This is a genomic window from Ignavibacteriales bacterium (assembly GCA_015709675.1).
Taxonomy (GTDB): domain Bacteria; phylum Bacteroidota; class Ignavibacteria; order Ignavibacteriales; family Ignavibacteriaceae; genus H2-BAC3.
In genome coordinates this window covers 3,926,623-3,947,611 of the sequence record CP054182.1, presented here as the reverse complement: position 1 = coordinate 3,947,611, position 20,989 = coordinate 3,926,623, and the positions used below count along the sequence as shown (strand labels likewise).

Sequence of the window (20,989 nt, the reverse complement as noted above, 5' to 3'; positions counted from 1 at the left end):
TTATGGGAGTGATGAAGCGGAGCTGTGTTCGGAAGAGCCGGCTGCGCTGCTGTCAGTGTAACATACGCAGATGAAAAAACAGGTTCTTGTAACAGGTGGAGCTGGCTTCCTGGGGATCAACCTCATCCGATACCTACTCGCAAAAGGCTACTCTGTAGCGTCGCTGGATTTTGTCCCTTTTGACTATCCCGACTGCCGCGATAGCATCCTTTCGGTCCAAGGGGATATCAGAAATCCGAAAGATATACAGCAGGCAATGAACGGTGCTGATATGGTAGTTCACTGCGCGGCTGCCCTCCCGCTTTATTCAGAAAACGATATATATACTACCGATGTTGAAGGCACCCGGCTGCTGCTGGAACATGCCTTTAACAGAGACAAACCCGTGGAACGCTTTATTCATATTTCATCCACGGCAGTCTATGGTATTCCGGACCATCATCCGCTGTATGAGGATGACAAACTTGACGGAGTCGGCCCTTACGGAAAGGCAAAGATTCAGGCTGAAGAGGAATGCCTTATATACCGGAAGAAGGGCTTCTGTGTTCCGATCCTAAGACCGAAATCATTTATCGGTCCTGAGCGCCTTGGTGTGTTTGCCCTGTTTTATGACTGGGCAAAAGACGGACACGGATTCCCGATGATCGGCTCAGGAAACAACCGTTACCAGCTGCTTGATGTTGAGGATCTCTGTGAAGCGGTATATAAAACCATGACGCTTGACACAGAAACGGTGAATGATACCTTTAACATCGGGGCAAAAGAATTTACCACAATGAAGGAAGATTATCAGGCAGTGCTTGATGAGGCCGGATTCGGAAAAAAGATTACCGGACTCCCTGAAAAGCCGGTAATATATACGCTGCGTCTGCTTGAAGCATTAAAGCTGAGCCCTTTGTATAAATGGGTGTATGAAACCGCGTCGAAAGACTCATTTGTTTCGATAGAAAAAGCGGAAAAGAAACTCAGCTTCGCGCCAAAGTATTCCAACAAAGACGCGCTGATCAGAAACTATAAGTGGTATCTGGAAAATCTGGACAAGTTTAAAGGAGAAAGTGGCATCTCCCACCGCCTACCCTGGAAGCAGGGCATACTCTCTCTTGCGAAAAAGTTTTTCTGATTCAGTTCTTGGTTCGGTGTTCTTCGATCTTTGTTAATTGTAAATTATTAATTGCACATTTTCTCTATTTTGCTAATTACTACTTCCTAATTACTAATTAGAATTATCCATTATCCATTCTCAATTATTAATTAGCGCTCGCCCCTATCAGTGGATCAAAAACATTTTTTTGTTTACTCCATTGATCTTCTCGGAGCATTTGTTCTCCGGTTCGTATCTGATGAAGTCGGCGGCCGGATTCCTGATGTTCTCCCTCGCTTCAAGTGCGGTATATATCTTTAACGATATCCTCGACTATGAGCGTGATAAAATCCATCCGCTGAAGCGGAACCGTCCTATTGCCAGCGGGGCGCTGAAAAAAAGCACAGCATCAGTATTCGCGGGGGTTCTTCTGGCAATTTCACTGATGGGTGCATCATGGTTGAGTACTGAGTTTTTACTGGTGATCGGCATCTATCTGCTGATTAACCTCCTGTATGGAATAAAATTGAAAGAAGTCATTCTGCTGGATGTCTTCTGTATCTCATCGGGATTTTTGTTGAGGGTAGTGAGCGGAGCAGTAATCATTGATGTACCTATTTCCCAATGGCTGCTGGTTTGTACATTGACAATGTCACTTTTCCTTGGATTTGCCAAGCGTCGGCATGAATTGGTGCTGCTGGGAGATGACGGCGGTTCACACCGGAAAGTGCTGACTGAATACTCAAAAGAATTTCTTGATCAGATCATCACCGTTCTGACAACCACCACGGTGATTTCTTATCTTCTCTATACCATTTCCGCTGAGACGATAGCAAAGTTTAATACGGACAAACTGATCTTTACATCACTGTTTGTCTTTTACGGAGTCTTCAGATATATCTGGCTGATTGACAAAAACAGGGGGACGGGAGATCCGTCAAAAGTGCTCTTCGGTGATGCGGGAATTGCTGCTTCGGTAGCGCTCTGGTTTTTATCAGCAATAGTGATCATTTACCATTACCTGCCTTAACGGTTACATCCTTAAAGCGTTCGGTTCGGGACTCTGGACCGGATATATTCCCTTTGCCTCCGGTACTTGGGGTTCTCTTATGGCGCTTGGCATCTACTGGCTGATACCCGGATTTGAAAAACCGGAAGTAATAATTCCGGCAATACTGGTGGTAATTGCGCTGGGGATACCGGTTGGTACCTGGTTCGAAAAGCTTTACGGTAAAGATCCGGCTGAGTGCACTATTGATGAAGTGGCGGGCATGTGGATCAGCCTGCTTTTTCTTCCGAAAACGCTGATCTGGTCTGTTGCAGCATTTCTCCTCTGGCGGGCATTTGACATCATCAAACCCTTTGGCGGAAAAAAACTCGAAACCCTCCCCGGCGGCTGGGGCATCATGCTGGACGATGTGGTGCTGGGGGTATATACGATGGGGGTGATGAATATGTTCTTAGTGCTGAGTTCTTAGTGCTGCGTTAAGAGTGATTGCTGCGTAGTGCTGGGTGCTTAGTTGAAACAAACAACTCTGAACTAAGAACGACGAACTCTGAACCAAGAACCAAAACTCACATGCCCTTAACTTCCTTTACCGAAATCGAATCCTGGAAAGAAGCCCGTGAACTGGTAAAAGAGATATATCTCATTACAGATGAGGGACGAATGAAGGTTGATTTTGGTTATCGTGACCAAATACGGCGGGCTGGAGTCTCAATCATGTCGAATATAGCTGAAGGATTTGACAGCGGCAGCAACAAAAGTTTTATAAATTTTCTTAACTATGCATACCGTTCTGCATCAGAGGTTGAATCTTTGATTTTTGTTGGGGTTGATGTAGGTTACATCAGCACAGAAAAATCAAAAGAACTCCTGAACCGAACGGATAAAATCAAAAAATTAATTGGTGGTTTCATCAAATACCTAAAAACCAAAAACTAAGCACTACGAACATAGAACCAAGCTAATTTGACTAAGAACCAAGAACAAAGCACTACGAACTAAGAACTTTGAAAACAGAATTAAACTCAAAAATAAACGACCACTCCATCATACTTGGCATCATCGGCCTCGGCTATGTCGGACTTCCGCTTGCTGTTGAATTTGGCAAGAAATTTAAGACAATTGGTTTTGACATCAACAAAAAACGTGTTGAGGACCTAAAGAATTTTCATGACTTCACGCTTGAGGTAAGCAGTGAAGAGCTCAAAGAATCAAAATATATTTCTTATACAACTAATCCTGAAGAACTTCGGGATGTTGATGTCTTTATTGTAACAGTACCAACACCTGTTGATGATTATAAGATTCCTGATCTTACCCCGTTAATAAAAGCAAGTGAAACCGTTGGTAAAGTTATAAAAAAAGGCGCAGTGGTTGTGTATGAATCAACAGTATATCCTGGCTGCACAGAGGATGACTGTATTCCCGTGGTTGAGAAATTCAGCGGGTTAAAATATAATGCTGACTTTTTTGCTGGATACAGTCCTGAACGTATCAATCCGGGTGATAAAGAGCATCGGGTAAGTACCATAAAAAAAGTTGTCAGCGGAAGTACTCCGGAAATAGGAGCAGTTCTGAATAATCTGTATCAATCAGTGATAACTGCGGGTACACATTTAGCTCCGACTATAAAGGTTGCAGAAGCTGCAAAGGTCATAGAAAACTCACAGCGTGATATCAATATTGCATTTGTCAACGAACTGGCAATGCTCTTTGATGCAATGGGAATTGACACACTGGATGTTCTTGAAGCAGCAGGTACAAAATGGAATTTTTTGAACTTCCGCCCCGGTCTTGTTGGAGGACACTGCATAGGTGTCGATCCATATTACCTTACCCACAAAGCAAAGAGTTTCGGGTATCATCCGGAAGTAATTTTAGCAGGTCGCAGAATTAATGATGGCATGGGGGCATTTGTTGCATCAAAATTCATTAAACTGATGATTCATGAAGGTCATCCGATTAAAGGCGCCAAAGTTCTGGTAATGGGCATCACCTTTAAGGAAAATTGCCCTGACATTCGTAACTCAAGAGTTATTGATATCATCAACGAATTAAAACAATTTGGTTGCGATGTTGATGTAGTTGACCCTTGGGCAGATCCCCACGAAGTCAAAGAAGAATATGGCATAGACTTAGTCGACAAATCACTGGTCACTAATCACCAGTCACTAACCACTTATAGTGGTTTCATCCTTGCCGTCGCCCACAACGAATTCAAATCACTTGACTTTGCCTCACTTAAAAAAGATGGCAAAATCATATATGATGTCAAAGGTATTATTTCCAAAGACATCGTCAGCGACCGCCTCTAGACCAGGAACGACGCACTACGAACTAAGCACCAAGAACCAAGACCACTAATCACTAACCACTAATCACTAGTCACTTGAAGATATTAGTTACCGGCGGTGCCGGATTTATTGGGAGCAATCTCGTAGATTACTTCCTTGCGCAAGGATATGAGGTCGTCTGCTTTGATAATCTGAGCACCGGTTACGAAAAGAATATTGCTCATAATTTTGGCAATCCTAGATTCATGTTTATTAATGGTGATATACGCAATCTCTCAGACTGTCAGAGAGCGGTTGAGGGGTGTGATTATGTTTCCCATCAGGCAGCTCTGGGGTCTGTACCCCGTTCAATAAAAGACCCGATTACTACAAATGCAGTAAATATTGATGGCTTTATTAATATGCTGGTTGCAGCCCGGGATGCCGGAGTAAAGCGGTTTGTTTATGCTGCTAGTTCAAGCACCTATGGTGACTCGAAAAAGCTTCCTAAGGTTGAACATGAAATAGGGAAACCCCTGTCACCTTATGCAATCACCAAATATGTCAATGAACTCTATGCTGATATCTTTGCCAGAACATACGACATGCGGTGCGTCGGGCTTCGGTATTTTAATGTATTCGGAAGGCGGCAGGACCCAAACGGAGCGTATGCAGCAGTGATACCTTTATGGGTAAAGCTGCTGATCAACCATGAAAGACCGGTCATTAATGGAGACGGTTTATACAGCCGTGATTTTACCTATATCGATAATGTAATCCAGTCAAACGAAAGAGCTTTGTTCGCTCCATCTGAAAACTTCCTGAACAATGAAGAGCATTCTGCAGACGGGGGTGCGAAAAATGAAGACAAGGCAGAACCTTTCTCAGAAGTTTTTAATATTGCTTTTGGAGGAAATACAACTCTGAATCAGTTGTTTGCTGCTCTTAGGGATAATCTTGCGCGGTTTGATCAGACAATCAAATCCATTGAACCGGTTTATGGACCGTTCCGTGAAGGGGATATTCCTCACTCACAGGCAAGTATTGCAAAAGCTGAAAAGATGCTGGGATACAAACCGGAGTTTGATGCCGCAAAGGGATTTGAACTTGCGGCTGAATGGTATTTTGACAATCTGAAAACAGGGTAAAACTTTATACCTCTTAAAACAGTGAAGAGACTATTTACTAACAGTTTCTTCGTTTATATATGGGGGATTCTGGTTTTACTTGCGGCTGTATCGGTAATTATCAGGGGATTCAGCTGGTTATATCCGGCAGTGCCGGTTTTGCTGATGGTCGGAATTTTTGCAGCAGGGCGGGGCATTATTATTGGAGATTGCCGTAGAGTGATGTATCTCATGCTCCCCTTCGGAATATGGGCAACACTGACATCATTTTGGTCATTTTACTCCGTTGTTTCGCTTACCAGAGGTTTGTACTACCTGTTTCTGGTAACCGGTCTTACAGCACTGGTATATCATCTTAAGAAACACGGTATAACCGTTTTTGAACTGCTGCTACCGGTAAATGTGCTGATAATTTTTGCTTCACTCTTTTCATTGTTGAGCGAAATCCCTTCAGATGGCTGGACAGCGGGAAATGCAAAAGGATTCATGGGGCTGTTCTCACATCAGAACTCGTTGGGTGCAATACTTCTGTTTACGTTTCCGGGGTGGTTATACCTCCATTTGTTAATTGAGGACAAAAAAGCATCGGAAGATTCAGGAAAATTTTCCTTTCTTTTTCGGTATACCTATCCCAGAAGTTTTAAGTATTTTTTTGCAGCGGGTTTTGTGTTGAATATTCTGCTGCTAACACTTACCCACTCGCGGGCAAGTATTCTTTTTCTTTTTGTGATGCTGTCGCTTTACTTGTTTCTGCTTTACAGGAAAAATGTTAAAAGGCTTGCGATCGGTTCTGCTTTACTGATTTTAATGTTCTTTTCAGTTTCGGCTGTAAATCCTGTTTTGGTTAAGAATAGTCTTTTAGGCAATTCAGAAAAAGCTGCAACAAATATTCAGGAGGAGCAGGTTCCCCCGAAACTATGGGGTAAAACTTGGTATTCGTTTTGGTACAAAGGTGATGATACTCCTTATTCAACCCGGCAGCATATCTTTGCGGATAGCTGGAAGGCAGCTCAGATTGGCGGACTTTTTGGTATTGGCTATGGGATCAGTCACCCTAATATAAAGAACAATGCTGCCGGCAGCAGATTTGATGAAAGTGGCAGATATATTAGAGAAAAGGGAAATAGCTTTTTGGCTATGGTAGAGGAAGTGGGGGGTGTTGGGTTAGGTTTATTTTTATTGCCTGTTTTCTTTTTTTTTCGGTTTTTCTTTTATAATTCAGGAGAACTTTTCTCGTACCCAAAACTATCAATTTTTCTTCTTTTGATTCTCTTTACGCACGCCCAGTTCGAGGCATGGATGACAGGGGTGCATTCACCCTTGCTATTTGTATACATATGTTTATCCGCATCTTTTCAAACCCAGAGTTATCTTTTGCTTGAATAAATGCATATATCAATTACCAAAACTTTGAATATAAAATGACTGAATTATTTAAGAATAAGATTTTATTAATTACAGGGGGAACAGGCTCCTTTGGCAATGCGGTACTGAGAAAATTTCTAGCGACAGATATAAAAGAAATCCGGATATTCAGCCGTGATGAAAAAAAGCAGGACGATATGCGCCTGTTTTATCAGAATGATAAAATTAAGTATTTTATTGGAGATGTAAGAAACAAACAGTCTGTTGATTACGCAATGAGAGGGGTGGATTTTGTGTTTCATGCAGCAGCTCTCAAACAGGTGCCATCGTGTGAATTTTTTCCAATAGAAGCAGTAAATACAAATATCATTGGTACACAAAATGTTATCGATTCTGCGATTGATTGTAATGTAGAAAAGATAATAGTTCTTAGCACAGATAAAGCAGTTTATCCGGTTAATGCAATGGGAATATCAAAAGCATTGGCGGAAAAAGTAATGGTTGCCCGTTCCAGAGAAAATAGCCATAAGACAATACTATGCGGCACTCGGTATGGTAATGTTATGGCTTCCCGTGGATCAGTTATACCTTTATTTGTAAATCAGATTAAAACCGGACAACCGCTTACAATCACCGAACCGCAAATGACCCGCTACATGATGACTCTGGAGGATGCGGTTGATCTGGTTCTTTTTGCTTTTGAACATGGAAATTCAGGGGATCTTTTTGTACAAAAATCTCCGGCAGCTACTGTAAAAATAGTTGCTGATGCATTGCTCGAAATGTATAACGCAAAGAACCCTATACAAATTATTGGCATTCGCCATGGTGAAAAAATTTTTGAAACATTGGTTAGCAGGGAAGAAATGGTGAAAGCTGAAGATTATGGCAATTATTATCGGATTCCTGCTGATACAAGGGATCTTAACTATAATAAGTTTTTCTCGGAAGGCGAATCAAAAATTTTCACTACCGAAGATTACACTTCCCACAATACAAAATTACTTACCCTTGATGAAACGAAAGAACTGTTGTTAAAACTTCGGTTTATTCGTCAGGATGTGCTTAGCGAGAAACTATCAGAAATCTACGCCCCCTAAAATTCTAAGATTTGAAAAATTCTGAAATGATAAGAATAGGAATTACTGGTCAGGCGGGGTTTATGGGGACTCACCTTTATAACTTTTTGGGGTTGCAAAATGGTGTTGAGCGTATCCCCTTCTCGGATGAATACTTTAACCATCAGAATGATCTTGAAAGCTTTGTGGCTCAGTGTGATGTAATTGTGCACTTAGCTGCGATGAACAGACATGGTGACCCTAAGGTGATATATGATACGAATATCAGACTGGTAAATTCACTTATAACAGCTTGTGAGCGGACATCATCCAAGGCTCATATAGTATTCTCTTCCTCTACACAGGAGGAGCGCGATAATCTTTATGGAAAGTCAAAGCGTGATGGAAGAAGGTTGCTGGAAAAATGGTCTGAGAAAAACAGTTCGAATTTTACAGGGATGATTATTCCCAATGTATTTGGTCCTTTTGGAAATCCCCATTATAATTCGGTGATTGCAACATTCTGCCATCAGCTTGCAAGAGGGGAATCCCCCAAAATTGAGATTGATGGGGAGTTAAAACTCATTTATATAAATGAACTGGTTTATGAATTTTGGAAGAAGATAACAGAGAAATCGCAAGGAAACAGTGTACCGGATGTTGAGATGTATGAAGTTCCCTTTTCTAAGAGGATAAAAGTATCTGAAATTCTTGCTCTTCTCAGAAATTATCAAGAACAGTATTTGTCAAATGGAATCATCCCGTCGCTGCAAAACAGTTTTGAAGTAAGTCTTTTTAATACTTTCAGATGTTATGTGCCATCTGAGCACTATCCTGTAAATTTTAAGCTGTATACAGACAATCGCGGAACGTTTGTTGAAATATTGCGGTCAGGAATGCCCGGGCAGTATTCTTTCTCAACCACAAAACCAGGGATTACAAGAGGCAATCATTTTCATACCAGGAAAATTGAACGCTTTGCAGTAATTAAAGGAAAAGCAGAAATAGCTATTCGCAGAATAGGTTCAAATGATAAAATTGTGTATCAGCTTGATGGTTCAGACCCGTCGTTCGTTGACATGCCGGTCTGGCACACACACAATATCACAAATACAGGTAATGAAGAACTGGTCACTCTTTTCTGGATTAACGAGCCCTATGATCCCGCTGACCCTGATACTTGGTTGGAAGAAGTTTGAAATCCGGTAAATGGTGGTTAGTGACTGGTTACTTTTCTTACACTTTTCTACTGAGTTCACTTCCAACAAATCAGATGCACATCACAAATAACATGTTGCCAGTTACATGAAAAAACTTAAAGTCATGACCGTTGTTGGTACCCGTCCTGAAATCATCCGTCTTTCCAGGGTGATGGCACGGCTTGATGAGTCTGAAGCAATTGAACATGTGACGGTTCATACCGGTCAAAATTATGACTATGAATTAAATCAGATATTTTATGAAGATCTCGGTATCAGAAAGCCGGACTATTTTCTGAATGCTGCGGCTTCGACTCCGGCGGCAACAATAGGTCAGATTCTGATAAATATCGAACCAATACTCCTAGAAACAAAGCCGGATGCATTTCTGGTATTGGGAGATACAAACAGTTGCTTATGTGCCATTCCTGCAAAGAAAATGCATATCCCCATATTTCATATGGAAGCCGGGAACCGTTGTTTTGACCAGCGGGTGCCGGAGGAAACCAACAGAAAAATCGTTGATCACATTTCGGACATTAACCTGACTTACAGCGAAATAGCGCGTGAGTATCTTTTAAGAGAAGGATTGCCGCCGGACAGAATAATAAAAACCGGAAGTCCGATGTTTGAGGTGCTTAATTTTTATAAAGAGAAAATTGACAAATCAGATATTTTGAGTCGTCTTAATCTTGAAAAAGAGAAATTTTTTGTAGTTTCAGCACACCGTGAAGAAAATATTAACAGCCATAGAAATTTTGATGGCCTGATCAGTTCACTAAATATGATTGCCGAAGAATATAAGATGCCGGTAATAGTTAGTACTCATCCCCGTACAAGAAAGATGGTTGATGAGAAGGGAGCTAAGGTAAACGATCTTGTTCAGTGGATGAAACCTTTGGGTTTTAGTGATTATAATGCTTTGCAAATAAATTCCTTTGCTGTACTTTCTGATAGTGGTACTATAAGTGAGGAATCTTCTATTCTTAATTTTCGGGCTCTTAATATAAGAGAAGCACATGAGCGCCCGGAAGCCATGGAAGAAGCTTCAGTGCTGATGGTTGGCTTAAATCCCGACCGAATTATGCAAGGGTTAAAGCAACTTCAATATCAGCAGACTGGTGATCAGCGTAATTTTAGAAGGGTTAATGATTATTCTATGCCGAATGTTAGCGATAAGGTGGTGAGAATTATTGTGGGGTACGTTGATTATGTAAAGAGAGTGGTTTGGCATAATGAAAAATAACTTTCCCGGATATCTTATTCGCTTTAATACTAAGTAACCAACCGGTATATGCTATTTAATTCGTTTGAGTTTCTTGTTTTTTTTCCACTCGTTGTTCTGGTATATTTTCTTTTAGGCCATAGATTCAGGTGGATATTTCTGCTAGCTGCCAGTTACTATTTTTATATGAACTGGCAGCCAATTTATGCGGTTCTGATTTTCTTCTCAACATTAATTACCTGGGGTTGCGGTGTTTTATTAGAGAATGCCAAATCACTGAATCAAAAACGAATTTTTTTAACAGTAAGTCTTATAATAAACTTTGGAATATTGTTCCTCTATAAGTATTTCGACTTTATTAACTCAAGTATTTTTGGTTTACTCGAGAATTTTGGAATTCGTTGGAGTGTACCTAATTTGGACTTATTGTTGCCTGTGGGGATATCATTTTATACATTCCAGGCAGTTGGTTATACCATTGATGTTTACAGGGGTGATCTTAAAGCCGAACGGCATTTAGGAATTTATGCGCTATTTGTTTCTTTTTTTCCACAGCTGGTTGCCGGACCTATTGAGCGGGCAAAAAATCTTCTTTCTCAGTTCTATGTTGTTCATAAACCTAATGCTGATCGGTTTGCATCAGGGATTAGACAAATGATTTGGGGTTATTTCATGAAAGTGGTCATTGCAGACCGTCTAGCTCTTTTTGTAAATGCAACCTATAATAACATAGATTCCCATAACGGAACTTCTCTTCTGATCGCTACCATATTCTTCGCATTTCAGATTTATTGTGATTTTGCTGGCTATACCAATATTGCAATAGGTGCAGCAAGAATGATGGGCTTTGATTTGATGACAAACTTCAGGCGACCATATTTTTCGACCTCAATAGGAGAATTCTGGCACAGGTGGCACATCTCCTTATCAACCTGGTTCAGAGATTATCTGTATATCCCACTTGGAGGGAACAGAGTTTCGGTTAAACGGAATTATTTTAATGTTCTAACAACATTCATCGTAAGCGGTATTTGGCATGGTGCGAACTGGACTTTTGTTGTTTGGGGTAGTCTTCATGGTATTTATAATGCTCTGCAGAGGGCACTGAGTATAGGCAGTCCTAAAAATAACCGGGGTAAATTTACCACATTCTTTCTCATAATCTCGAACTTTTTTTTGGTGCTTCTGGCATGGATATTCTTTCGGGCGAATAATGTGGGAGACGCTGTGAATGTGATTGTTAAAATATTCACTGAGCCGGGAATGCCATTTAAGGAAAGTATTACAACGTATCTATATGGTGTTTTTGGACTGGTGATTCTTATCGTAAAAGAAATCAGGGAAGAATACTATGCAGATCGCATTAAGTTGTTTGAAAGTGAAAGACCGGTATTGTCAGCCTTTTTCTCAGCAGTTTTGGTTGTGATCATTTTGTCCTTTGGAGTTTTTGATGGCAGTCAATTCATTTATTTCCAGTTCTGATCATGAGAGAAAATAAATCGAAAAAATACCTCATCTATCTTGCAGTCTTTACGATACTATTAGACATCACTATTGGGAAAATATACGAATATTCATTCTTTTCTGAAAGCAGCAGGGCAAATGATCGTTTAATTAAATCAGTTCTGCATACTAATGAAGAGATCCTCATTTTTGGATCTTCAAGAGCACTACACCATTACAACCCAAAAATATTTGAAGATTTACTTAGCCAAACTACTTATAATGTGGGGTCGGGTGGACAAAATATTTATTTTCATAAAGCTCTTCTGCAAACAGTTTTGGAAAGATATACCCCAAAAGTAGCCATACTTGAACTGATGTATATCGATTTTCAGAAAACACCCTCTCAATGGGATACTGAAAAATTGGGAGTTCTTTTGCCTTTTGCAGATAAATCAGAATCAGCCAAAAACACAGTGATGTTAAGAGGTTATTCAGAAAGTATTAAACTCCTTTCCTGGATCTATCCTTTTAATTCGTTGCAATATACTGCTCTCAGAAACAACTTTTTTCCCTTCGAAAATGACATTAAGGGACACCTCCCGATTGATCGCGTGTGGAACAAAAAACGGTCGGTTGCCGGATTATTCCAAGAGGAATTTGATTTTAAAAAAGTTAGTTCACTATATGAATTTGTTGACATTTGCAAAAACGCGGGTATAGAGCTTTTTGTTTTTATTTCCCCTCACTATGCGCTTGATTCGGGAAAGAATTTATATTCAGGCATAAAAGAAAAACTGCGCCGTGAAAAGGGGATCAAGGTATTTGATTTTCAGAGTGATAGTTTGTTTTTAAACCATCCGGAATATTTTGCTGATCCTTTTCATTTGAATAGACGAGGTGCAGAGATTTACTCAAGACTTGTAGCAAAAGTTATTCGGAATTCGAAATAAAAAAATTATTAATAACTTGAATCTCCCATAATTCTTAGGTTTATGAAGAAAGTCGTGATTTTAGCAGGCGGTTACGGTACTCGCCTTAGTGAAGAGACATCTATAAAACCCAAACCAATGGTTGAAATTGGCGGTAGGCCAATTCTTTGGCATATTATGAAGATATATTCCTCATTTGGATTTAACGAATTTATTATCTGTCTTGGTTATAAGGGCTATGTTATTAAAGAATACTTTGCGAATTATTTTCTGCATCAGTCAGATGTGACCTTTGATCTTTCAAATAATTCAATGGAGATCCATAACAATTCTGCAGAGCCATGGAAAGTGACCCTTGTTGATACCGGAGAAGGAACTATGACCGGAGGCAGACTGCTGCGGGTAAAAGACTATATCCATGAAGAAGAATTTTTGCTGACTTACGGCGATGGTCTTGCTGACATTGATATCACTAATCTGATAAAATTCCATGGTTCTCATAATCAACTGGCCACCGTTACGGCTGCTCAACCCACCGGCAGATTTGGGGCATTGCATATTGAAGATAATCAGATGGTATCGTCGTTTCATGAAAAGCCTTCGGGGGATGGTTCTTGGGTAAATGCCGGGTTCTTCATCTTGAGACAAGGTGTGTTTGATTATTTGTCGGGGGATTCCACTGTATTTGAGAAAGAGCCATTACAAAATCTTGCAAAAAATGGTGAACTAAGGGCGTTTCACCACAATGGATTTTGGATGCCGATGGATAAATTATCTGACAAAATTGATCTTGAAAAACTTTGGAACTCCGGAAAGGCCCCTTGGAAACTTTGGAAATAAAGAATTCCTTTTCAGGTGTATATAACGGAAAAAAGGTACTTATAACCGGAGATACGGGCTTTAAGGGCAGCTGGCTTGCTTTATGGCTGAAAGAGCTTGGTGCAGAAGTAATCGGGTATGCGTTGCCTCCTCAGCGTCCTGAAGATAATTTTGTTGTAACCGGGCTTGAAAAGTATATTAGTCATCAGGATGGTGATGTTCGGGATTTCGAATCTCTTCTCACATGCTTTGAAGCTGTTGAGCCGGATATTGCTTTTCACTTAGCTGCTCAGCCGCTTGTTTTGGATTCATATAACGATCCAAAGTATACTTTTGAGACCAACCTGATGGGAACGGTCAATTTTTTGGAGGCAGTTCGGTCAACAAAGTCTGTAAAAACTGCAATTAATGTGACTAGTGATAAATGTTATCATAATAGTGAGTGGATTTGGGGTTACAGGGAAAATGACCCGATGGGCGGAAAAGACCCTTACAGTGCATCCAAGGGATGTTCAGAATTAATAACTGCTTCATATATATCATCATTCTTTTCAGGGGATGTAGCTTGCAATGTTGCATCTGCCCGTGCAGGTAATGTAATTGGCGGCGGTGACTGGGCTGATAACAGAATAGTTCCTGATTTTTTCAGGGCAATAAACTCAGGTCAGCAATTATTGCTCCGCTATCCAAAAGCTACACGTCCCTGGCAGCATGTACTTGAACCGCTAAGCGGATATTTGCTTCTTGGCTCAAAACTATTCGTTGAAGGTAAGAAATATTCAGGCGGTTGGAATTTTGGGCCTGTAAGTGCAGCAAACAAATCTGTTGAAGATATAGTACAAAAAATGATTGAGTTGACAGGTAAAGGGACATATCAGGCAGAAGAAGGGCAAAAACTTCATGAAGCTTCGTTGCTGCAGCTTGATATTTCCAAAGCGCGGACATATTTACAATGGAGCCCTGTCCTTGATTTTGCTCAGACAGTAAAATTCACAGTTGAAGGATATACTCCGACCGGTTCTTCTTATGAGTGCAGGAAGAGCCAGATTCAGCGATATTGTGAACTTGGCAGAAATCAAAATATATCGTATTTATAATTTCACAAGAAAGTAAAATGGATCATAAACAATTACGCAATCAAATACTGGAACTAACAAAAAAATATTATGAAGTAAAATTTAATGATATTCCCTTTCTTGAAGGAATCTCCAGGGTTAATTATGCAGGTCGTGTATTTGATGAGAAAGAATTAGTTAATCTTGTTGATTCTTCACTGGACTTCTGGCTGACGGAGGGGCGGTTTTCGGAAGAGTTTGCAGGGAAAATAGCAGACTTTCTCGGAGTAGCGGATGTAATTTTAACCAACTCTGGTTCCTCGGCAAATTTGCTGGCTTTCTCTGCACTTACATCTGAGAAGTTAGGTGAGAAAAGACTGAAGCCAGGAGATGAAGTAATCTCAGTATCGGCCGGTTTTCCTGCTACTGTAACTCCTATTATACAGTATGGTTTAATACCGGTTTTTGTAGATGTTGATATACCAACCTACAACATTGATGTTGAAATGATGAAAAAAGCTATCTCGTCGAAAGCCAGATGCATTTTTCTTGCCCACACATTAGGCAATCCGTTTAACCTTGATGCAGTAATGAAATTAGCCCGGGAACATGATCTCTGGGTCATTGAAGATAACTGCGACTCATTCGGAAGCAAATATCAGGGAAAATTTACCGGTACATTTGGGCATATTTCAACCATTTCATTTTATCCGGCTCACCATATTACAACAGGTGAGGGAGGGGCTGTCTGTACAAATGATGAACAATTGGCAAAAATAATTAAATCTTTCAGAGATTGGGGTAGGGATTGTTATTGCGCTGGAGGGGAAAATAATACCTGCGGTAAACGGTTTTCTCAGAGTTTTGGAACTCTTCCTTATGGTTATGACCACAAATATGTGTACTCGGAAATAGGTTACAACTTAAAGATGACCGACATGCAGGCCGCAATAGGTGCGGCACAGGTAGACAAACTGCCGGAGTTTTGCGAAAAAAGAAAGCAAAACTTTAGCAGGTATAATAAAATCTTCGGCAAATACCCTGAGTTCTTTATTCTGCCTGTGGCAACTCCCGGATCAGACCCTGCATGGTTCAGTTACATAGTGTCATTAAAGGAGAATCTGCCTTTTACCAGAGATGAGTTTACACGCTACCTTAATGAAAAACTTATCGAAACAAGAAATCTTTTTGCCGGTAATATGGTCAGACAGCCTGCATTTATTGGTAAGGAGTACCGGATAGCAGATCATTTGAAGAATTCTGACTACATTATGAATAATACATTTTTTATAGGTACTTTCCCCGGGAATACCGAAGAGCGGTTAGATTATATCGATAAGACAGTCTCTGAATTTATGCAAAAATTTGTCAAATAATGGCAATTGTAAAAAAGTATCTGTCTGAAGTAGTGAACATTTCAAACCCTTTTGCGGGGCTTTATACGGTTACTTTTAAAAGCAGGCAGAAATTCAGATATCTTCCCGGACAGTTTCTGCATCTGGCTCTGGACAATTATGATGGCGCGGGTCAGTGGCCTGACTCACGATGCTTTTCAATGCAAAGCAGCCCTGATGAAGATTTGATAAAAATTACCTATGCGGTAAAGGGGAAGTTTACAAAAAGAATGGAAAAGGCGTTATACCCCGGTAAAGAAGTATGGCTAAAACTACCTTACGGTGATTTGTTTCAGAGGGATCATAAAAAAGAAAATTGTGTTTTTATTGCGGGGGGAACCGGTATTACGCCATTCCTCTCTCTTTTCTCTCATAGTTCATTTGAGGAGTTCGTTAATCCACGAGTTTATCTTGGTTTCCGGACTAGAGATTATAATTTATATAATGTTGAATTAAACAATACGCAGAACCCTACAGTCCAAATTAAGGTACTGTATGAGGATTCCGATGGGATGCTCAACATAAATAATATTTATAAAAAAAATGGTTCAACAGTGTACTACCTCTCAGGTCCGCCTTTAATGCTTAAAAACTTTAAGACCGAATTAATTCAATATGGTCTCCCCGAAAATAATATTGTTACAGATGACTGGGAATAATCTTATAAAATTAGTAAGAATGCTATGAAAACAGTATTAATTTCAGGAATAAATGGTTTTTTGGGAAGTAATCTCGCAAAAGTTCTGGAAACTGAATATGCTATAGTTGGCACAGAATACTCACTGGACAACTTATTCAGGCTTGCAGGTAAAAATTATTCTGTTTTTGAGGCTGATCACGATTCAATTACAAAGATTTTTAAAGCGTTTAAAATTGATGTCATTATTCATACCGCCACACTCTATGGTAGAGATAATGAAATCACATCTGATCTTGTAAAGGCAAACTCACTGTCACCACTTACACTGTTGGAAGTTGGTATTAAAAACAAAGTTCCTTTATTTATCAATACAGATACCGTACTTGACAAATTTACAAGTGCATACTCACTCACTAAGTCTCATTTTAGAGATTGGTTGCAATTTTACTCGGAACAAATAAAGGTTGTTAACCTACAACTGGAGCATTTTTATGGCCCTGGTTGCCCCGAAACAAATTTTATTACAAGAATGATAAAATTATTAAAGTCGAACGTTTCACATATCGATTTGACAACGGGTGAACAAAAAAGAGATTTTGTTTATTATTCGGATGTGGTAACCGCATTTCTGAGCGTTATGAATAATATTAAAGATTTTAATAAATCATTTTCACAGTTTGAGGTTTGCACAGGGAATCTAATTAGTATTAAAGAGCTATTAACTTTCATTAAAGTAAATCTAAATAGTAATACGGAATTAAGATTTGGGGCGATTGAATATCGAAAGAATGAATTAAAAAATGAAAAGAAATGCAACAAAGGACTATATAAATTAGGATGGACTCCAAGGGTAGAAATATACGATGGATTACTGGCAACGATAAAGGAGACATAATTTGCGTTATCTAATAACCGGTGGCTGTGGATTTGTTGGTACTAACTTAGCCAGTGAAATACTTAGGCGTGGTGAAGAGTTATTCATAATGGACAATTTGTTTAGGGTTGGTTCAGCTAACAATCTTAAAGTATTGCGAAATGAAGGTAGCTTTGAATATTTTCATGCCGATATCAGATCTTATAATGATGTCGAAAGTGTAATTAAGAATTCAAAACCAGACGTTATCTTTCATTTAGCGGGTCAGGTTGCAATGACAACCTCCTTAGAAAATCCAAGACAAGATTTTGAAATTAATGTTATTGGAGGACATAATCTACTTGAGTGTGTTAGGAAGTTTGCGCCAAGTACAATTGTCCTATATTCATCAACAAATAAAGTTTACGGTGATCTAAATCACTTAGAATTTCTTGAAACTGAAACAAGATATATATGTAATCAGTATCCTGATGGATTTAATGAAAACTTGCCATTATGTTTTGAGTCGCCTTATGGATGTTCAAAAGGAGCAGTTGATCAGTATATGTTAGATTACGCAAGAATGTTTGATTTAAATACTGTGGTCTTTAGGCATTCTTCAATCTATGGGTCCAATCAGAACTCCACAATTGACCAGGGTTGGGTTGGTTGGTTTGTAAAAAACGCACTTGAAATATCAAATAAATCCCAAACTGAGCCCTTTAGTATATCGGGAAATGGGAAACAGGTTAGGGATGTCTTACATGCGGACGATTTGATTGAGTGTTACTTTAAGGCTATTAAAAATATTGAAACTACTCGAGGTAATGCCTACAACATTGGCGGCGGGTTTCAGAATAGTCTTTCCCTTATTGAACTCTTTAATGTGCTTGAGGAGATTCTCTCTATTAAGATGCATTATCATGAGTTAGATTGGAGACAGAGTGATCAAAAAATCTTTATTGCGAATATCAAAAAAGCTAAGAGTCATTTTGGTTGGGAGCCTACTGTAAGTTATAGAGAGGGTATTATTAAAACAAAAAATTGGATGATGAAATTGGAAAAATCAGTATGAAAATTTCCGATGCTTTAACAATTACAATGCCTGTTTATGAAAGGAAGGATTTCTTTGAAAAGGCACTCTTATCAATCCTCCATCAGACAGTAAAATGCCATATAATTGTAGTTGATAACTGTTCTTCTCATAATTTCTTTAAAGAAACATGTGAAAAATATAATGTAGAATATCATAGGAATGAATCGAATATCGGACTGTTTCCCAATTGGAACAAATGTATGTCCTTGACCAGAACAAAATATTCAATGATTTTTCAAGATGATAACATTTTGGAAGCCACATTTGTGGAAGAGTTTATTAAGACCCTTAACAATTATCCGAATTTAGATTTCTATTTCACTGATTTTTCCTTATTTGATTTAGCAAATAATAATGTATCATCTCATAAGCATATATATCCTTTTGGATATTGTGAAAATGGAATGAAGATAATTGAATATGGAATAAGATATAAGTTAGGTATTCCGTATGCTTTTATAGTTAATAAAAGCAAGTTTACAGAATATTACACAGCATTTCATGCTTCGAACGACTGGTTATGGGTTTATGAAAAGATTAAAGAACTTTCTGTGTTTGGAGAACAAAAAAAACTTCTCCGGTATGGAACTCATTTGGAACAAGATTCAAAAAACATAAACACTCACATTCATTGTATGCTTTCAATCGCTTATATCTATGACAAAGTTCTTGCAGGTTACTTTGAAAACGGCTCTGAATTATCTGATATGGCTAAGAATAACGGAAGAGCTACATTATGGTATTTTTTGGGAATAATTCCTAAAAAGAAAGCGATAGAGATCTTATCAACAAATAATATTTATTCGGAATTTTTGAAGTCAAAACTTTCGTCAGAGTTTGTATTGCGTGTGTTTATGTTGTTGCCATTATTTCTAAGAACTTTTTTGTTCCGCAGTTTTAGAAAAATTGGAATAGTTGGGACGGTTTAATTAATCGAAAGATTTGATAAGATATTTTAATCCTCGTTTCATCAAATCCATTCTGCAAGGTGAAACCCGATCGACTTTGGCTTTACAACAGATTCTGTATACAATTGGTTCACAAGGCTTAAATGTAATTAGCTCATTTCTATTTGTTCCATTGTTGTTGAATTATTACGATTCAGAGCGATATGGGGTCTGGTTGACTCTTATTTCGATTGTTGGCTGGTTTAATATTCTTGATATTGGGTTGAGTAATGGATTAAGGAACAAACTGACGGATGCAATAGCGAAGGATGAAAAAGAACTGGGTCGAAAATACATTTCAACTACTTATGCATTGCTTGCGATAATAATTTCTATTGTTTTTATTATCTTTAATTTGATTTTTCCATTTCTTGATTGGCAAAAAGTATTAAACACCACAAAGATATCATCACATGAACTCTACTGGCTGGCTGTTGTAGTATTTGGTGCTTTTTGCTTGCGGTTTCTTCTGCAGCCTATAAGTACAATATATATTGCCCATCAAAAATCATCCTTTAATAATTTTGTACAAACAGCTGGAAACGTCTTAGCTCTGCTCCTTGTTTTTTTAGTCACAAAAATTACGGAAAACGCTAATCTTGTAGTTCTTGGAACTATAGTGACTGTTATTCCAGTAATAATTTATTTGCTTGCATCCGTTCTTTCCTTTAAATCCCGGTTTAAGGAAATATCCCCCTCCGGGGATTACGTTGATTTCAAGATTAAGAAAGATCTGCTTTCCTTGGGCTTGAAGTTCTTTGTTGTTCAGATTACAGCGATGGCCATTTTTTCAACTACAAACTTTTTAATTTTGCAGCTATTTGGTTCTGAGGAAGTAGTAAGATACAATATTGCCTTTAAGTTGTTTAGTGTGGTGATAATGATATATGGAATCCTTTTATCACCTATTTGGTCTGCTGTCACTGATGCATACTCCAGGAATGATTTTATTTGGTTAAAAGTTACTCTTAGAAGATTTAATATGATTTCTTTAGGTTTTGTTTGTGGGATCTTATTAATTCTTTACTTTTCTGACTTTCTTTATAGTGTATGGATTGGCTCAACAGTTAATATCCCGTTTCATTTATCTGCCGGAATCGCATTATATGCCATAATCTGGGTAATTACAGCACCATTTTCTACTTTTATAAATGGTTTTGGTAAACTGAAGCTAACAATGAGTTTTTCCATACTTGGAATTGTGACATTTTTTGCTATTACATTTATTTTGTCTGGATCTCTGAATAGTAGTTTAGCCATTGCTTTGGCATTATCTTTTACAAGTCTTATTGGACTTACTGTACAGGGCACACAGGTAATTAGAATAATAAATAAGAAAGCCTTTGGAATATTTTTACGATAAATTGTTGTATCATAAAAACGATTAAAATAATGACCTGTGCAAAATTTTCCAAAAATCTGAAATAAATGTTGGCTTTTTAGCATCTGTTCTAAAGTTTTTCTTTGTTTTGTTTA

General features: G+C 38.7%; 20 protein-coding genes. All 20 read left to right on the top strand.

Annotation, left to right across the window (positions count from 1 at the left end):
- Positions 1–70 precede the first annotated feature (70 nt).
- The 20 genes from HRU80_15555 (at position 71) to HRU80_15460 (ending at position 20,876) form a co-directional block, all read left to right on the top strand.
- Positions 71–1,120, top strand: coding sequence for an NAD-dependent epimerase/dehydratase family protein (locus tag HRU80_15555; protein QOJ30209.1), 1,050 nt, complete (start codon positions 71–73; stop codon positions 1,118–1,120).
- Positions 1,121–1,229: 109 nt separating this feature from the next.
- Positions 1,230–2,111 (top strand): decaprenyl-phosphate phosphoribosyltransferase, encoded by an 882-nt coding sequence (locus HRU80_15550; GenBank protein QOJ30580.1) that lies wholly within the window; start codon positions 1,230–1,232, stop codon positions 2,109–2,111.
- Positions 2,112–2,118: 7 nt separating this feature from the next.
- A complete protein-coding gene (locus HRU80_15545; protein QOJ30579.1) occupies positions 2,119–2,559 on the top strand; it encodes a phosphatidylglycerophosphatase A in 441 nt (146 codons plus the stop codon).
- A 101-nt stretch (positions 2,560–2,660) separates the two neighbouring features.
- Complete coding sequence (locus tag HRU80_15540) at positions 2,661–3,026, top strand: four helix bundle protein (protein QOJ30578.1); 366 nt, start codon at positions 2,661–2,663, stop codon at positions 3,024–3,026.
- A gap of 107 nt (positions 3,027–3,133) precedes the next feature.
- Entirely contained in the window at positions 3,134–4,402 is a 1,269-nt protein-coding gene (locus HRU80_15535; GenBank protein QOJ30577.1) for a nucleotide sugar dehydrogenase, read from the top strand.
- A 74-nt stretch (positions 4,403–4,476) separates the two neighbouring features.
- The gene (locus HRU80_15530) at positions 4,477–5,508 is read left to right on the top strand and encodes an SDR family oxidoreductase (GenBank protein ID QOJ30208.1); all 1,032 of its coding nucleotides are present in this window, start codon (positions 4,477–4,479) and stop codon (positions 5,506–5,508) included.
- Positions 5,509–5,889: 381 nt separating this feature from the next.
- A complete protein-coding gene (locus HRU80_15525; protein QOJ30207.1) occupies positions 5,890–6,873 on the top strand; it encodes an O-antigen ligase family protein in 984 nt (327 codons plus the stop codon).
- Between the two features lie 35 nt (positions 6,874–6,908).
- Positions 6,909–7,952 (top strand): polysaccharide biosynthesis protein, encoded by a 1,044-nt coding sequence (locus tag HRU80_15520; protein ID QOJ30206.1) that lies wholly within the window; start codon positions 6,909–6,911, stop codon positions 7,950–7,952.
- Between the two features lie 26 nt (positions 7,953–7,978).
- Positions 7,979–9,109 (top strand): SDR family oxidoreductase, encoded by a 1,131-nt coding sequence (locus HRU80_15515; GenBank protein ID QOJ30205.1) that lies wholly within the window; start codon positions 7,979–7,981, stop codon positions 9,107–9,109.
- Between the two features lie 106 nt (positions 9,110–9,215).
- Positions 9,216–10,355, top strand: a complete 1,140-nt coding sequence (wecB, locus tag HRU80_15510; GenBank protein ID QOJ30204.1) for a UDP-N-acetylglucosamine 2-epimerase (non-hydrolyzing) — start codon at positions 9,216–9,218, stop codon at positions 10,353–10,355.
- A gap of 48 nt (positions 10,356–10,403) precedes the next feature.
- Entirely contained in the window at positions 10,404–11,816 is a 1,413-nt protein-coding gene (locus HRU80_15505; GenBank protein QOJ30203.1) for an MBOAT family protein, read from the top strand.
- Positions 11,817–11,818: 2 nt separating this feature from the next.
- Positions 11,819–12,730 carry a hypothetical protein gene (locus HRU80_15500; protein ID QOJ30202.1) on the top strand — a complete coding sequence of 304 codons (912 nt, stop codon included), beginning with the start codon at positions 11,819–11,821 and terminating at the stop codon, positions 12,728–12,730.
- Between the two features lie 42 nt (positions 12,731–12,772).
- Positions 12,773–13,549: a glucose-1-phosphate cytidylyltransferase gene (gene rfbF / locus HRU80_15495; protein QOJ30201.1), complete on the top strand. Its 777-nt coding sequence runs from the start codon at positions 12,773–12,775 to the stop codon at positions 13,547–13,549.
- The gene (gene rfbG / locus HRU80_15490) at positions 13,546–14,625 is read left to right on the top strand and encodes a CDP-glucose 4,6-dehydratase (protein ID QOJ30576.1); all 1,080 of its coding nucleotides are present in this window, start codon (positions 13,546–13,548) and stop codon (positions 14,623–14,625) included. Before rfbF ends, rfbG begins: the two co-directional genes overlap by 4 nt.
- 17 nt (positions 14,626–14,642) lie before the next feature.
- The gene (gene rfbH, locus HRU80_15485) at positions 14,643–15,959 is read left to right on the top strand and encodes a lipopolysaccharide biosynthesis protein RfbH (protein QOJ30200.1); all 1,317 of its coding nucleotides are present in this window, start codon (positions 14,643–14,645) and stop codon (positions 15,957–15,959) included.
- Positions 15,960–16,138: 179 nt separating this feature from the next.
- Positions 16,139–16,636, top strand: coding sequence for an FAD-dependent oxidoreductase (locus tag HRU80_15480; protein QOJ30199.1), 498 nt, complete (start codon positions 16,139–16,141; stop codon positions 16,634–16,636).
- Between the two features lie 24 nt (positions 16,637–16,660).
- Complete coding sequence (locus HRU80_15475; GenBank protein ID QOJ30198.1) at positions 16,661–17,512, top strand: NAD-dependent epimerase/dehydratase family protein; 852 nt, start codon at positions 16,661–16,663, stop codon at positions 17,510–17,512.
- Position 17,513: 1 nt separating this feature from the next.
- Positions 17,514–18,545: a GDP-mannose 4,6-dehydratase gene (locus HRU80_15470; GenBank protein QOJ30197.1), complete on the top strand. Its 1,032-nt coding sequence runs from the start codon at positions 17,514–17,516 to the stop codon at positions 18,543–18,545.
- Positions 18,515–19,495 carry a glycosyltransferase family 2 protein gene (locus HRU80_15465; protein ID QOJ30196.1) on the top strand — a complete coding sequence of 327 codons (981 nt, stop codon included), beginning with the start codon at positions 18,515–18,517 and terminating at the stop codon, positions 19,493–19,495. Before HRU80_15470 ends, HRU80_15465 begins: the two co-directional genes overlap by 31 nt.
- A 76-nt stretch (positions 19,496–19,571) precedes the next feature.
- The gene (locus HRU80_15460) at positions 19,572–20,876 is read left to right on the top strand and encodes a hypothetical protein (GenBank protein QOJ30195.1); all 1,305 of its coding nucleotides are present in this window, start codon (positions 19,572–19,574) and stop codon (positions 20,874–20,876) included.
- Positions 20,877–20,989: the final 113 nt, after the last annotated feature.